A 15,054-nucleotide genomic window follows, 5' to 3' on the forward strand; every position below is an offset into this window, starting at 1 on the left:
TAGAGGAGGAAGTTTACATGAAAACACTCATTAAAAACGGTAAAATCATCAAAAAAGATAATCACTGTGTTCCTGCAGCAATTTGGATCGAAGACGGAATCATTCGCGGGATCGGTACAGAATTTCCCGAAACAGATTTTGACGAAGTCATCGATGCCAAAGAGCAATTGATCACACCAGGTTTAGTGGATGTTCATGTACACTTCAGAGAACCGGGCTTTGAATACAAAGAAACAATCGAAACGGGCAGCATGGCAGCCGCTCGTGGCGGGTTTACGACAGTTTGCGCAATGCCAAACCTTGACCCAGTTCCTGATACACCAGAAAAATTAGCAGCTGTTTACGAAAAAATCAACGCAGATGCATCAATCAATGTCTTACAATACGCCCCGATCACCGAAAACTTGCGCAGCGAAACGTTGACAGATGCAGCTGGAATGAAAGCCGCGGGGGCATTTGCCTTAACAAATGACGGTGTCGGGGTTCAGACTGCTGGCACAATGTATTTGGCAATGAAGCAAGCCGCCGAAAATGACTTGGCATTGGTTGCCCATACAGAAGATGATTCCTTACTCTTTGGCGGCGTGATGCATGCTGGTAAAAAAGCGGAAGAACTTGGATTGCCAGGGATCTTGAGTGTAACAGAAGCTTCTCAAATCGCTCGGGATGTGCTTTTGGCGGAAGCAACAGGAGCCCATTACCATGTCTGCCATGTCTCTACGAAAGAAAGTGTTCGAGTGATTCGAGATGCCAAAAAAGCTGGGATCCATGTGACAGCCGAAGTTTCTCCCCACCATTTGCTTCTCATCGATGAAGATATTCCTGCCGATGAAGGCTTTTGGAAAATGAACCCACCGTTACGTGGGCAACAAGACCGTGAAGCGTTGATCGAAGGTCTGCTGGATGGCACGATCGATTGTATCGCGACGGATCATGCCCCACATGGCTATGAAGAAAAAATGCAAAGCTTTTTAAAAGCACCATTTGGCATCGTCGGATCAGAATATGCCTTCCAATTGTTGTACACTCATTTTGTCAAAACAGGACGCTTTACCTTGCAGCAACTAGTGGATTGGATGACCGTGAAACCAGCATCGCTCTTTGGTCTAAGCGCCGGAACGATGATGGTCGGAGACAAAGCCGATCTCGCGATTTTTGACTTAGAATCAGCTTATAACGTGGATCCTAAGCAATTTCTATCAAAAGGAGTCAATACGCCTTTCGGTGGATGGACGTTATATGGGGATACAAGTTATACATTTGTAAATGGAAAATTAGTATGGCAAAAAGGGGGGCAATAATATGAAACGTTGGCTTATTTTAGAAGATGGAACATACTTTGAAGGCGAAGGGTTTGGTGCCAGTATCAATGTTTTTGGTGAGATTGTTTTTACCACCAGCATGACGGGCTATCAAGAAGCCATTACGGATCAAAGCTTTAACGGACAAATCATTACGTTTACGTATCCGATGGTTGGCAATTACGGCGTCAACCGAGACGACTACGAATCAATTTCACCGACTTGTAAAGGGGTCGTTGTGAAAGAACACGCGCGTCTAGCGAGCAATTGGCGGAAACAGCTGACGTTAGATGAATTTTTAAAACGCAAAAATATTCCAGGGATCGCAGGAATCGATACACGCGCGCTGACAAGAAAGATCCGTCAACATGGGACCATGAAAGCGAGTATCGTTGATGCAGGAGATGTCTTTGACCATGCCTTTGATCAATTAAAAGCGGCGGTTTTACCAACCAATCAAGTGGCACAAGTTTCTACCTCAAAACCTTATCCAAGTCCTGGAACGGGTCGCAATATCGTGGTCATCGACTTCGGCTTGAAGCACAGTATTTTACGGGAGTTGTCACGCCGCAACTGCAATTTAACGATTTTGCCATACAATACGACAGCGCAAGAAATTTTAGACCTCGCACCAGATGGTGTAATGCTGACAAATGGACCGGGTGATCCTAAAAGCTTGCCAGAAGCAATTAAAATGATACAAGGGATTCAAGGCAAGGTACCGATCTTCGGGATTTGTTTAGGCCATCAGCTCTTCTCATTAGCGAATGGAGCAAATACCTATAAAATGAAGTTCGGTCACCGCGGACTAAATCATCCGGTAAGAGAGATCGCCACTGGTCGGATCGATTTTACCTCACAAAACCATGGCTTTGCTGTGGATGAAGCATCCATCGATCCAGAAAAACTAATGGTGACCCACGTCGAAGTAAACGATGGCACGATCGAAGGGGTTCGTCATCGCCGTTACCCAGCATTCAGTGTCCAGTACCACCCAGATGCGGCACCAGGCCCGCACGATGCAGTCCACTTATTTGACGAATTTTTAGAGATGATCGATGCATGGAAGGAGCAGAACTAATATGCCAAAACGTACAGATATCAAGAAAATCATGGTTATCGGTTCTGGACCGATTATTATAGGACAAGCGGCAGAGTTTGATTATGCCGGTACACAAGCTTGTTTAGCTTTACGAGAAGAAGGCTACGAAGTGGTGTTAGTCAATTCGAATCCCGCAACGATCATGACGGACAAAGAAATTGCTGACAAAGTCTACATTGAACCAATCACATTTGAGTTCGTCTCACGGATTTTACGTAAAGAACAGCCTGATGCAATTTTACCGACATTAGGCGGACAAACGGGCTTGAATATGGCGATGGAATTAGCCAACTCAGGTATTTTGGATGAATTAGGAATTGAGTTGCTAGGAACCAAATTAGCAGCAATCGACCAGGCAGAAGACAGAGATTTATTCAAACAATTAATGGAAGAATTGGATCAACCGATCCCAGAATCAGAAATCGTGTCAACGGTGGAAGCAGCAGTTGAATTTGCGAAAAAAATCGGCTTTCCAATCATTGTTCGTCCAGCATTTACGCTAGGGGGAACGGGCGGCGGCATGTGTAACAATGAAGAAGAACTTCGCCAAATCGCTGAAAACGGCTTGAAGCTCTCGCCAGTGACCCAATGCTTGATTGAACGGAGTATTGCTGGATATAAAGAGATTGAATATGAAGTGATGCGAGATTCTGCTGACAACGCGATCGTCGTTTGTAATATGGAAAACTTCGATCCAGTCGGTATCCACACCGGCGATTCCATCGTCTTTGCGCCGAGCCAAACTTTGTCAGACCATGAATACCAAATGTTACGGGATGCCTCATTAAAAATCATCCGCGCGTTAAAAATCGAAGGTGGCTGTAACGTTCAATTGGCGCTTGATCCTCATAGCTTCAACTACTATGTCATTGAAGTAAATCCACGGGTCTCACGTTCCTCTGCGTTAGCAAGTAAAGCTACAGGGTACCCGATTGCCAAACTGGCAGCGAAAATTGCCGTCGGTTTAACATTGGATGAAATGAAAAATCCAGTCACAGAAACGACGTATGCAGAATTTGAACCCGCCCTTGACTATGTCGTCGCAAAAATTCCTCGCTGGCCGTTTGACAAGTTTGAAACTGGGGAACGTCGATTAGGAACACAAATGAAAGCGACTGGTGAAGTGATGGCGATCGGTCGTAATATTGAAGAGTCATTATTAAAAGCCGTTCGCTCATTGGAGATCGGCACACACCATATCGAAATGAAAGAATTAGAAGCTCTTTCTGACAATGATCTGATGGAGAAGGTCATCAAGGCCCAAGATGATCGCCTGTTCTACGTCATGGAAGCCATCCGAAGAGGGTATACTATCGAAGATTTGAATGAAATGACGAAAATCGATTTATTCTTCTTAGATAAAATGCTTCACATCTTTGAGATCGAACAAGCATTAGCAAACGATCCACATTCCCTTGATGTGTTGAAAAAAGCCAAGCAAAACGGCTTTACGGATAAAAAGATCGCTGAGCTGTGGGAAACCACGGAAGCTGAGATCCGCACGCTGCGTCATGAGCAAAAGATTTTGCCCGTCTACAAAATGGTAGATACATGTGCCGCAGAATTTGAATCAGCAACACCTTATTTCTACAGCACCTATGAGTTTGAGAATGAAAGCAAGCGCAGTGAAAAAGAATCTGTTCTTGTCCTAGGTTCTGGACCGATCCGAATCGGACAAGGGGTGGAGTTCGACTATGCAACAGTGCACTCGGTGAAAGCGATCCAAGCTGCTGGCTATGAAGCGATCATCATGAACAGTAATCCTGAAACGGTTTCGACTGATTTTTCTATCTCCGACAAGCTGTATTTTGAACCGTTGACCTTAGAAGATGTCTTGCATGTGATTGATTTGGAACAGCCAATTGGGGTCATCGTCCAATTTGGCGGGCAAACGGCGATCAATTTAGCCGAACCTTTGGTGAAAGCCGGAGTCAAAATCCTAGGCACCAGCATTGAAGATCTTGATCGTGCCGAAAACCGCGATCTCTTTGAGCAAGCATTACAAGCATTAGATATTCCGCAACCACCAGGCGACACGGCGACGAACGAACAAGAAGCGATCGCCATCGCACAAAAAATCGGCTATCCTGTTTTAGTCCGCCCAAGTTATGTCTTAGGGGGACGTGCGATGGAAATCGTGGAAAACCAAGCAGATTTAGAAGATTATATGCGTCATGCAGTGAAAGCATCACCAGAACATCCTGTCTTGGTCGATCGTTACTTGGTTGGTAAAGAATGTGAAGTCGATGCTATCTGTGACGGCAAAACTGTTTTGATTCCTGGAATCATGGAACATATCGAGCGTGCAGGGGTCCATTCAGGAGATTCAATGGCGGTCTATCCACCGCAAAATCTTTCGGATGAACTAATTGCTACGATCGAAGAATATACCAAACGCTTGGCATTAGGTTTAAATTGTATCGGTATGATGAATATCCAATTTGTCATCCATGAGAACAAAGTGTATGTCATTGAAGTAAATCCTCGTGCTAGCCGAACCGTGCCATTTTTAAGCAAGGTAACAGAGATCCCAATGGCACAAATTGCCACGAAGGCGATTCTCGGGGAAGAGATCACAGCGTTAGGTTATCAAGACGGACTTGCTCCAACACCAAATGAAGTACACATCAAAGCACCTGTCTTCTCCTTTACAAAACTTTTAAAAGTCGATACTTACTTAGGCCCTGAAATGAAATCAACGGGTGAAGTAATGGGATCAGATAAAGATTTGGCAAAAGCACTTTATAAAGCTTTTGAGGCATCAGGCCTGCATATTCCTGAATTTGGAAAAGCACTTTTCACCGTTGCAGACGAAAGCAAAGAAGAGGCAGCAGCACTGGCGGCGCGTTTCGTAGAGGTCGGGTTCACCTTAATGGCTACCAATGGAACCGCTGATTACTTTGAAGAAAAAGGCCTGCAAGTGACACGAGTTGCTAAAATCTCTGATCAACAAGCAGAAGAAACGGTTGTTGATTTGATCCGTAAAGGAACGACCCAAGTAGTAGTCAATACCATGGACAAAGATCGCCAAAATGCAACGGAAGACGGATTTATCATTCGCCGAGAAGCGGTGGAACATGGTGTACCGACCTTTACTTCTCTTGATACAGCGGATGCGATTCTAAAAGTGATGGAATCCCGCAGTTTTTCAACGAAAGCAATTTAACGCAGATAAAGGAGTTTTTTGATGAAGCAAGAAATCATGACCATCAGCAAACAGCGTCAACTGGCACCGCGGATTTTTGAAATGACATTGACGGGTGAATTAGTCAATGAGATGAGGACCCCAGGGCAATTTCTACACCTGCGGGTTCCTCAAAATGCCTTTCTTCTTCGCCGACCGATCAGTATCAATCATATCGATGCTGAGAAAAAAGAATGCCGAATCATTTATCGGGTCGAAGGAGATGGCACAAGAATTTTTTCAGAAATGACTGTTGGTGATCCAATCGATGTGATGGGGCCGTTAGGAAATGGGTTTCGCTATCATCATTTAAACCAGGGGGACACTGCATTTATCGTAGGGGGCGGTATCGGTGTACCGCCGCTCTATGAATTATCGAAACGCCTGACGCAACAAGGCGTCCACGTCATTCACTTTTTGGGCTTTGCCAGCAAAGACGTCATGTATTATGAAGAGGAATTTCGCGCACTGGGAGATACGAGGATCGCTACCGATGATGGCAGCGCGGGTTTACAAGGAAATGTTGGCAACCTGTTATTAGCTGCAGAGCAAACACCTGCGGCGGTCTTTGCTTGCGGAAATAACGGTCTTTTAAAAACCACCGCCCAGCTTTTCGAAGACCTTCCAGATGTTCAATTATCCATGGAGGCGCGAATGGCTTGCGGGATGGGTGCCTGTTATGCCTGTGTTTGCCATACGAAAGATGATGAACAAGGCACAAAAAGTGTCAAAGTTTGTGACCAAGGGCCTGTATTTCAGGCGAGAAAGGTGGTCATTTAATGTCGATCAATGTCGAGCTACCCGGATTGAGTCTAAAAAATCCGATCATGCCTGCCAGCGGCTGTTTTGGGTTTGGTGCAGAATATGATAAATATTATGACATCAGTCAATTAGGTGCGGTGATGATCAAAGCGACTACACCTGAACCACGTTTCGGCAATCCGACCCCAAGGGTAGCAGAAACGCCTAGCGGTATGTTAAATGCCATCGGGTTACAAAATCCTGGGTTAGAAGCGGTCATGAATCAAATTTTACCCGACTTGGCTCAAAAACACCCCGATTTGCCAATCATCGCGAATGTTGCCGGTTCGACCGTCGAAGATTATGTTCTTGTGTGTCAGGAAATCAGTCAGGCAGAAAATGTCAAAGCGATCGAATTGAATATCTCTTGCCCGAACGTCAAGCATGGCGGCATCACGTTCGGAACCGATCCTGCGGTTGCTGGTGCATTGACTGAAGCGGTCAAAAAAGTCTCGCAAGTGCCGATCTATGTCAAACTTTCGCCGAATGTGACGGATATCGTCCCAATTGCACAAGCGATCGAAGCAGGCGGCGCCGACGGGTTTACGATGATCAATACACTTTTAGGCATGCGGATCGATCTAAAAACACGGAAACCAATTTTAGCTAACCAAACGGGGGGCTTGTCTGGTCCGTCAATCAAACCAGTGGCGATTCGCCTGATCAAACAAGTGGCGCAAGTTTCTCAATTACCAATTATTGGCATGGGGGGCGTGATGTCAGTGGATGATGTCCTTGAAATGTATCTGGCAGGTGCTAGTGCTGTTGCAGTCGGAACCGCAAACTTTACCGATCCTTACATTTGTCCAAAGTTGATTGAAGAATTGCCTATACGAATGGCAGAATTAGGAATACCTTCTTTGGAACAGCTGATAAAAGAAGTGAGAGAGGAGCACATGTGATGAGTGAACGGCCAATTATTGCCTTAGATTTTCCTAACAAACAGGCTATTGAAACTTTTTTAGCGCAATTTCCTAAAGAGGAAAAGTTGTTTGTGAAAGTGGGAATGGAGATTTTCTACCAAGAAGGACCAGCGATCGTTACTTGGTTAAAAGACTGTGGTCATGATATTTTTTTAGATTTAAAACTACATGATATTCCCAATACAGTAGGACGAGCAATGGAACGCTTAGCTTCTTTAGGTGTGGCTTTGACGAATGTTCATGCAGCCGGTGGGATCGAAATGATGACTGCTGCTAAAAAAGGCCTGCAGCAAGGAACCCCCGCAGGGCACAAAGTTCCTGATTTGATTGCAGTTACCCAATTGACCTCCACTAGTGAGGCACAAATGCATCATGATCAGCAGATCATGACGTCACTGCAAGAAAGTGTCATGCATTACGCCACTTGTGCCCAAAAAGCTGGGTTAGACGGTGTTGTTTGCTCCGCTCACGAAGCAAAGCAGATCAAACAAAGGACAACGGATGCCTTCATACGTTTGACGCCTGGTATCCGACCAGCTGGCAGTGAAGTTGGTGATCAAAAACGGATCATGACACCTGCACAAGCTCGTAAAGCAGGGGCTACCATGATCGTTGTGGGACGTCCAATCACCCAATCTAAGGCACCGTATGAAAGTTATCTGCAAATAAAACAAGAATGGAAGGAAGCTAGCCAATGAAAGAACAATCCAATCAAATCGCCAAAGATCTTTTAGACATCGAGGCGATTTTCTTACGACCGAATGAACCATTTACTTGGGCAAGCGGCATCAAAAGCCCTATTTACTGCGACAATCGAATTACTATGAGTTATCCACATGTACGTCGCGCCATTGCGAAAGGCTTAGCTGCAGTCATCAAAACGACTTACCCAGAAGCAGAAGTGATTGCAGGGACCGCAACAGCTGGGATTCCCCATGCTGCATGGGTCGCTGAATTGTTAGATTTGCCAATGGTTTATATTCGCAGCAAAGCAAAAGAACACGGTAAAGGCAATCAAATTGAAGGGCGTATTCAACCAAATCAAAAAATGGTCGTCATTGAAGATTTATTGTCAACAGGTGGCAGTGTCTTAGAAGCTTGTGAAGCAGCCAAAAGAGAAGGAGCCGATGTATTAGGCGTCGCTGCGATCTTTACTTACGAGCTGCCTCAAGTCCAAGAAAATTTTGATCAAGCAGGTTTATCCTATGTGACTTTGACAAACTATACAGCGTTGATCGAGTCGGCTTTAGAAACGGGTGCTATTCAAGAATCTGATGTTGCCCTGTTACAAGAGTGGCGTAAAGATCCTGCTGCTTGGTTGAGTGAATAAGGAATTGAAATAAGAAACGGATATGTGAGGGAATGACCAAGCATATTCGTTTTATTTTTACCTATTTTCTGATAGCATTGGGAGAAAGTTTTTTGATAGGAAGGGCTATACCTTGCTGTCAACTTGAATTAGGAGGCTGTTTTTTTTGAAAAGAAATATGGACGTTCCCTGGAGTTATTCCGGAGACAATGGACCTGAACATTGGCATACTTTGTGCGACTGGTATGCACAAGGTGCCGAATTTCCTTACCAATCCCCAATCGCTTTAGTCCACGATGAGACCGAAGAACCCATCGATCAGGACTTGGCTTTTCACTATAAACGAGAGCGGTTCACGGAAAAAGAATTCAAAAATACGATTCACTTCGTTCCATATAACAAAGAAAGTTATGTCACATTTAAAGGGATCAATTACTATTTGACGGATATTCATTTCCACATGCCATCTGAACATATTATCGATGATGAACAGCAAGAATTAGAGTTTCATCTCGTCCATATGAATGAGGACGGAGAAAACTTGGTTGTGGGCATCTTATTCAAATTGACGGATAAGCTCAACTGGATCTGCAATCAGCAAGACGACAGCATCTGGGACTTTGAAAACCATACGCAATGGTTTGATCCGACTATGTTCTTACCAGAACGCACCCACCATTTCCATTATGTGGGTTCGTTGACGACACCGCCAACCAAAGGGCCAATCAATTGGTTCGTCTTTGACTGGATCGGGGAGATGAGCCGCCGCTTCATTTTGGAATTCCGGGAAGAAGTGTTAGAAAACAATAATCGCCCATTACAAGACCGCAAAGATCGGCCTATTTATTTCTATTAATTTATAAAAATAGATCCTTTTACGTAGTGTTTATCACTGACTTCATTTGATGGTCAGTATAGAAACCACTTCGTAAGGGTAATCTTTAAAAATGATGTTAGAATTTTTAGAATGTCATTGACTAGAAAAAGACGAAAACTTGATATGCTCCCCCTATATAGGACACTGAAATATAAAGTGGCTTATATAGGGGGAGTTTGTATGTCTAGAGGAAAAATGAAATTAAGTTCAGAAGAACGGCTAGCTTTTGTAGAAAGAGCTTTAAAAAATGAAGCTAGCATAAACAGCCTGGCCAAAGAAGCACAAGTAAGTTTCAGTACGATAGAAAGGTGGATCACTCTTTATGAGAATGAAGGACCCACAGGTTTACTCCCTACAAAAAGGAATCAATCATACTCAACAGAGTTGAAACTGAATGCGGTCCATGATTATTTAGCTGGAACACATGGTAGCTTAAGAGCTGTCGCCAAGAAATACGGGCTTCGTAACAAAAAACAATTAGAAGACTGGTTAAAGATATATAATACTCATAGAAACTTCAAATCAGAAAGTGGTGGAAGTAGAATGAGTAAATCCAGAAAAACAACATTGAATGAACGAATTAAAATTGTGCATGACTGTATTATCAACGGTCGAGACTATGGGAAAACCGCGATTCAGTACCAAGTCTCTTACCAACAAGTTCGGAACTGGGTGTTGAAATACGACGAGATGGGAGAAAAAGGCTTAGAAGACCGTCGAGGGCAACGAGCGGGAAGTAAACCTGCCAGAACACCCGAAGAAGAAATGCGCGATAAACTGGCTCAACAAGAACGACGGATCAAGTTGCTTGAAATGGAAAATGACCTATTAAAAAAAGTCAGCGAGTTAGAAAGGAGGCGGGATTTGAATTAGTTCGTCATACGTTTGAATACCAATCGATCAAAGAGCTGCACGAGACAAAAAGCTATCCAATTAACACCATGTGTACCCTGCTCCATGTCACAAGATCGGCCTATTATCGTTGGTTAAAAAATCCCAAACTGCCTGAAGTGGTATTGAATGAACAGTTGGCAGACCTTATTCGTTATATTTATGAAGCAGACAACGATAAAGGATATCGCAGAATCTGTGAAGATCTCGTGAATGATTATGGCTTTCAAGTGAATGACAAGCGTATTCTTCGAATCTGTCGCAAACTTCAAATCCAATCAACCATCAAGCATTCAGGCAATAGTATCACTAAGGCATCCAAGACTCCGTATCATATTGCGAAAAATTATTTGAATCGAAAGTTCTATGCGGATCAACCGAATCAAAAATGGCTAACAGATGTGAGTGAATTCAAGTATTATGAAGGGGCCGAAGTGAAGAAAATCTATTTGAGCGCTATTCTCGATCTCGCCGATCGTCGCATTGTTTCATTTGTCATCAGCGACAAAAATGACAATAAATTAGTCTTTGATACCTTCGATCAAGCAGTCGCCGCCGAACCAACCGCTCATCCGCTATTTCATAGCGATCGCGGATTTCAATATACAAGTAAAGTTTTTTGCACAAAGCTAAAGAAAGCGAAAATGAAGCAGAGTATGTCTCGTGTCGCCCGTTGTACCGATAATGGTCCAATGGAAGGCTTCTGGGGAATGCTTAAGCGAGAAAAATATTATCGGCGAAAGTTTATCAGTAGAGAAAGTCTCGTTGAAATGATCGAGAAATACATGAACTATTACAACAATGGTCGCTATCAACGATGTTTGATGAGCAAAACACCGATCCAAGTTCATCAAGAATTATTAATGGCAGCTTAATCACTCCCCCTCTTGGACAAGCGAATAGAATAAATCCGCTTAACCAAGAAGGAGGCCAGTCGAGCAAAGTTGAGGTTAAACAAAGTAAAAAACATAAAAACTGCCTACCGAATTTCGGTAGACAGTCGTCAAAATAATTTTATTCTATTTCATTGTCCACTTGACGGGGAGCCCAGCAACTCTTCGTCTTTTTTTATTTTTATATTCTATGACCATGAAGGCTATGCTAAAATTTTAAATAAGCTGATTCTCGGCAGTTAATGCATTGTGAAAATAAATACAAATAAAGTTTTTTTGGGAAAAAGAGCAGACACGGTAAAGCTTTTTTGGCTGAGTATTTTATAGTGAAAGAAAGGAAATCCATATGCATGCATGGGAAGCAATCCAAAAATCCATCGATTTTATCGAAGACAATCTTGATGAGTCGCTAGAGATCGAAACGTTAGCACAAGTCGCATCACTTTCTGTATTTTATTATCAACGCTTATTTACTCGCTTAGTTAAAATTTCTGTTAGGGAATATATAAAACTGCGTCGTCTGGCCAGAGCCGCTGTTTTATTAAAAGACAGAAAAAGTCGAGTCATTGAGGTCGCATTTGAGGTTGGTTTTAACAGCCATGCAGCATTTTCAAGAACCTTTAAGACCGTTTATGGACTTTCACCTTCTCTTTACCAAAAAGCGCCGATCGGTTTGCAAAATTTTGATAAGCCGGATCTATCTTTAGGGTATATTGTCACAGAAGAAGGCAATCCATTGATCAGCGAAGGAGTCGTTTTGGAGATTCAGAAGAAGCGAAATCAGCAACCGCTGGTTTTTTGTGGCGTTGTTGGTTACTATCCATTTAAGTATGGAAAAATGCTGGGCCAACGAACAGGGATTGATCCGATTGACGATATTTGGCATGATTTTTATCAAAAGACTGCCAATCAGCCTCGCACCGATCATTGCCTGATCGGTGTTTCATTTCCGGGAGATGCGCCTGAAGGCTATTCAAGTTATTTTGTTGGTCAAATATCTGATGGTTCGCAATTTCTCAACTGCACTGAATGGACTTTACCAGAACGTGAGTATATTGTTTGCAGTTTTGATACGGTCTCAGAGCAACTGATCATCAATATGGGAAAGGCGATGCGTTATACCCGTTTTTGGCTCAAGAAAAATGGCTGGATTGCTGAGAATTTTTTTCCTGAGCTTTATCAAAAAGGGGAAAATCATGTGGTTCATGTCGAATTATGGATTCCTTTTAAAAAAAGAATTAAGATGCAAGGAGGAACAGAATAATGACCCACCAGTATGAAGAAGGAATAAAGCTGCTTGAAGAAAAATTCGGACATTTTAAAGACAATGTGATTGCCCTTGCGACGACAGCTTGTGACAAAACTGTAGAGGGACACATACAACCAGTCGTTCGAGAAGTTGATGCTTTTTATGAAGAGGGCGTTTTTTACGTGTCGACACACGAGCAATCCAATAAAATCAAGCAAATCAAAAAGAATCCAGCAGTTTCCATTGCCGTTAGCGGTGAATGGTTTACTGCGGTCGGTCAAGGGGAGAATTTAGGTTGGGTGCTAGACCCTAAAAATGCAGAATTAAGAAGCAAAATTCGCAAAGCCTTTGTCTGGTACGACGAAGTCAACAATGAGAATGATAAAGGCTGTTGCTTTCTAGCAATCCATTTGACCAAAGGAACGTTGAATATCAATCATTGGGAAAAGCTGTATCATTTTGATTTCGAGAAGAAAGTCACTATGGAGGATGGTGGAATTTATTAGCCAACAGAACCTACTGGCTGCAGGTGAGTTTCAATTGCCATTCTATCGGATCTAGCAGATACTTCGATGGCTAAATTCTGAGAAGGTTTGCCTTTTGTGGTTTAAGCTAAGGAAAATTGTCGCTGAAAGAGCAGTAGATAGAAGGAAAAAGCATAAAAACCGATCACAAGCGCGTGCCTCTTCGCAGCGCTTTTGTGGTCGGTTCTTTTATTGATTACACTATGATTTTTTGATCCGAATAGACTGAGAGCAGCTAGGACTGTTTTAATCTCAAAATTCCCTCATCAGGTGTCACAAAAAGCGTTTTTTGATTCTCATAAATGACGAATCCAGGCTTGGCACCATTCGGTTTCCGAATATGTTTGACTTGCACGTAGTCCACCGGTACTTGGGCAGATTGACGATATTTTGAGAAATATGCGGCAAGCTCTGCAGCTTCCATTAAGGTTGTCTCACTAGGATCATCCGAACGAATGATGACATGCGAACCAGGAATGTTTTTAGTGTGCAGCCAGATATCACTCTTACGAGCTGTTTTTAAGGTCAGTTGGTCATTTTGTAAATTGTTTTTTCCGACGAAAATTTCAGTTCCGTCTGAAGAAAGAAATCGTTCTGGTTGCGAAGGAGCGGCTTTTTTACGCTGTTTCGTCCGATTTTTGACATAGCCTTGTGCAATCAGTTCTTCCCGAATAACCGCCAGATCCATTGGAGAGGCGATTTCTAATTGGGCTAACACGGATTCGAGATACGCGATTTCTTCTTTCGTTTCGGCAATCTGCTGATGGACCAGTTTGACAGCATTTTTTAATTTCTGATAACGTTGAAAATATTTCTGAGCATTTTGATTGGGAGAAAGAGCGGGATCTAATTTGATCGTCAAAAGCCGATTCTCATCATAGTAATTTTCCAAATCAACTGAAGCAGCACCACGGGGGACTTGATTCATAAAGGTCGTCAAAAGCTCACCTTTTTGACGAAATTCTTCGGCGTTTTCTGAATCGATTAACGTTTGTTGGCGTTTCTTTAACTTCAATTGGTTCCGTTTCAGTTCATTCTCAATCTTCTTTAGTAATTCGCCACCTTGTTGTTTGACCCGATCTCTTTCCGCCTTGTCGTGATAAAACGCATCTAAAAGCTCGCTCAGACTCTGATAAGAGGTGACAGTGGTGGTCGCATCGATCAATGATGGATAGGGAATTGGTGTAAAATATTCCTTTTTCTCTGACTGGAGATAACTTGGTGCTAGCTCCTGGGTAAGCTCTGTAAAGAAAGCTTCCCACTGACGCAGTTTTTCATTGGGATTGGCATTGATTCGAGCGATTAATTCTTCTGCTGTATCGCGGCCTAAGCCTTGGAATCGTTGTTGAAGTTCTTTTGCCGTCAAGGGATCGATGGTCGATAATTCTTCAAAAATTTTGGTGCGAGAGGCTGTAAAAGGATTAAGTGTTGTTTGCTTTGGTGGTGCAATATAAGTAGCACCCGGTAATAAAGTACGATACGTATTTTGTGAATGACCAATGTGTTTGATTGTATCGACAATTTTTCCGCTCGTCTTATTCATTAATAAAATCGTGCTGTGACGGCCCATCAATTCGACAATCAAGACGAGGGATTGTAAATCACCTAGTTCATCTCGTCGAGTAAAATGAAAATGGATCACACGGTCATTGTCGATTTGTTCGATTGATTCTAAGATCGCCCCTTCTAAATATTTCCGCAGCATCATCAAGAAATTCGGTGGGGTTTCTGGATTGCTATAGGCGATCGTTGTGCATTGCACACGAGCATAGGTGGGATGTGCGGATAGCAAAAGTTTATGATTTTTCCCTTGGGCACGGAGCACAAATACGACCTCATTTTCATAAGGTTGATGAATTTTGTTCACACGTCCACTGGTTAATTGATTTTGTAATTCTTTGACCATTAAATGGGTAAAAACACCATCAAAAGACATATTGTTTCCCTCTTTTCTTATAAGGATAGTTTGACTGAGGGATTGATCCTTCCAATGTCAAATA

General features: G+C 42.9%; 13 protein-coding genes. 12 read left to right on the plus strand and 1 reads right to left on the minus strand.

Annotation, left to right across the window (positions count from 1 at the left end; genetic code table 11):
* Nucleotides 1-17: 17 nt before the first annotated feature.
* From IGJ42_RS08160 to IGJ42_RS08215, 12 genes are all read left to right on the plus strand, one after another.
* On the plus strand, nt 18-1,301 hold the full coding sequence (locus IGJ42_RS08160; RefSeq protein WP_086332381.1) for a dihydroorotase: 1,284 nt from the start codon (nt 18-20) through the stop codon (nt 1,299-1,301).
* Nucleotide 1,302: 1 nt separating this feature from the next.
* Entirely contained in the window at nt 1,303-2,382 is a 1,080-nt protein-coding gene (locus IGJ42_RS08165; RefSeq protein WP_086332382.1) for a carbamoyl phosphate synthase small subunit, read from the plus strand.
* Nucleotide 2,383: 1 nt separating this feature from the next.
* The gene (gene carB / locus IGJ42_RS08170; protein ID WP_086332383.1) at nt 2,384-5,569 is read left to right on the plus strand and encodes a carbamoyl-phosphate synthase large subunit; all 3,186 of its coding nucleotides are present in this window, start codon (nt 2,384-2,386) and stop codon (nt 5,567-5,569) included.
* A gap of 21 nt (nt 5,570-5,590) precedes the next feature.
* On the plus strand, nt 5,591-6,367 hold the full coding sequence (locus IGJ42_RS08175) for a dihydroorotate dehydrogenase electron transfer subunit (protein ID WP_086332384.1): 777 nt from the start codon (nt 5,591-5,593) through the stop codon (nt 6,365-6,367).
* Nucleotides 6,367-7,290, plus strand: a complete 924-nt coding sequence (locus IGJ42_RS08180) for a dihydroorotate dehydrogenase (RefSeq protein WP_005226113.1) — start codon at nt 6,367-6,369, stop codon at nt 7,288-7,290. Before IGJ42_RS08175 ends, IGJ42_RS08180 begins: the two co-directional genes overlap by 1 nt.
* Entirely contained in the window at nt 7,290-8,009 is a 720-nt protein-coding gene (gene pyrF, locus IGJ42_RS08185) for an orotidine-5'-phosphate decarboxylase (RefSeq protein ID WP_015509722.1), read from the plus strand. The genes IGJ42_RS08180 and pyrF overlap by 1 nt, the downstream gene beginning before the upstream one ends.
* Complete coding sequence (gene pyrE / locus IGJ42_RS08190; protein WP_005226111.1) at nt 8,006-8,641, plus strand: orotate phosphoribosyltransferase; 636 nt, start codon at nt 8,006-8,008, stop codon at nt 8,639-8,641. The genes pyrF and pyrE overlap by 4 nt, the downstream gene beginning before the upstream one ends.
* A 157-nt stretch (nt 8,642-8,798) precedes the next feature.
* On the plus strand, nt 8,799-9,476 hold the full coding sequence (locus IGJ42_RS08195; protein WP_016620153.1) for a carbonic anhydrase family protein: 678 nt from the start codon (nt 8,799-8,801) through the stop codon (nt 9,474-9,476).
* Nucleotides 9,477-9,677: 201 nt separating this feature from the next.
* A complete protein-coding gene (locus IGJ42_RS08200) occupies nt 9,678-10,370 on the plus strand; it encodes a helix-turn-helix domain-containing protein (RefSeq protein WP_074935028.1) in 693 nt (230 codons plus the stop codon).
* A gap of 35 nt (nt 10,371-10,405) precedes the next feature.
* On the plus strand, nt 10,406-11,263 hold the full coding sequence (locus IGJ42_RS08205; protein ID WP_430616140.1) for an IS3 family transposase: 858 nt from the start codon (nt 10,406-10,408) through the stop codon (nt 11,261-11,263).
* Between the two features lie 364 nt (nt 11,264-11,627).
* Entirely contained in the window at nt 11,628-12,545 is a 918-nt protein-coding gene (locus tag IGJ42_RS08210; protein WP_086332385.1) for a helix-turn-helix domain-containing protein, read from the plus strand.
* On the plus strand, nt 12,545-13,036 hold the full coding sequence (locus IGJ42_RS08215) for a pyridoxamine 5'-phosphate oxidase family protein (protein WP_016620151.1): 492 nt from the start codon (nt 12,545-12,547) through the stop codon (nt 13,034-13,036). Before IGJ42_RS08210 ends, IGJ42_RS08215 begins: the two co-directional genes overlap by 1 nt.
* 253 nt (nt 13,037-13,289) lie before the next feature.
* On the opposite strand, the gene efbA is transcribed toward IGJ42_RS08215, so the two are convergent.
* Nucleotides 13,290-14,990, minus strand: coding sequence for a fibronectin-binding protein EfbA (gene efbA / locus IGJ42_RS08220; protein ID WP_086332386.1), 1,701 nt, complete (start codon nt 14,988-14,990; stop codon nt 13,290-13,292).
* Nucleotides 14,991-15,054: the final 64 nt, after the last annotated feature.

This window comes from Enterococcus sp. DIV1067f, assembly GCF_050543505.1.
Taxonomy (GTDB): Bacteria; Bacillota; Bacilli; order Lactobacillales; family Enterococcaceae; genus Enterococcus_D; species Enterococcus_D entomosocium.

Coding starts and splice junctions, on each gene's coding strand:
- IGJ42_RS08160 (WP_086332381.1), top strand. CDS start 18: ATGAAAACACTCATTAAAAACGGTAAAATCATCAAAAAAGATAATCAC.
- IGJ42_RS08165 (WP_086332382.1), top strand. CDS start 1,303: ATGAAACGTTGGCTTATTTTAGAAGATGGAACATACTTTGAAGGCGAA.
- carB (WP_086332383.1), top strand. CDS start 2,384: ATGCCAAAACGTACAGATATCAAGAAAATCATGGTTATCGGTTCTGGA.
- IGJ42_RS08175 (WP_086332384.1), top strand. CDS start 5,591: ATGAAGCAAGAAATCATGACCATCAGCAAACAGCGTCAACTGGCACCG.
- IGJ42_RS08180 (WP_005226113.1), top strand. CDS start 6,367: ATGTCGATCAATGTCGAGCTACCCGGATTGAGTCTAAAAAATCCGATC.
- pyrF (WP_015509722.1), top strand. CDS start 7,290: ATGAGTGAACGGCCAATTATTGCCTTAGATTTTCCTAACAAACAGGCT.
- pyrE (WP_005226111.1), top strand. CDS start 8,006: ATGAAAGAACAATCCAATCAAATCGCCAAAGATCTTTTAGACATCGAG.
- IGJ42_RS08195 (WP_016620153.1), top strand. CDS start 8,799: ATGGACGTTCCCTGGAGTTATTCCGGAGACAATGGACCTGAACATTGG.
- IGJ42_RS08200 (WP_074935028.1), top strand. CDS start 9,678: ATGTCTAGAGGAAAAATGAAATTAAGTTCAGAAGAACGGCTAGCTTTT.
- IGJ42_RS08210 (WP_086332385.1), top strand. CDS start 11,628: ATGCATGCATGGGAAGCAATCCAAAAATCCATCGATTTTATCGAAGAC.
- IGJ42_RS08215 (WP_016620151.1), top strand. CDS start 12,545: ATGACCCACCAGTATGAAGAAGGAATAAAGCTGCTTGAAGAAAAATTC.
- efbA (WP_086332386.1), bottom strand. CDS start 14,990: ATGTCTTTTGATGGTGTTTTTACCCATTTAATGGTCAAAGAATTACAA.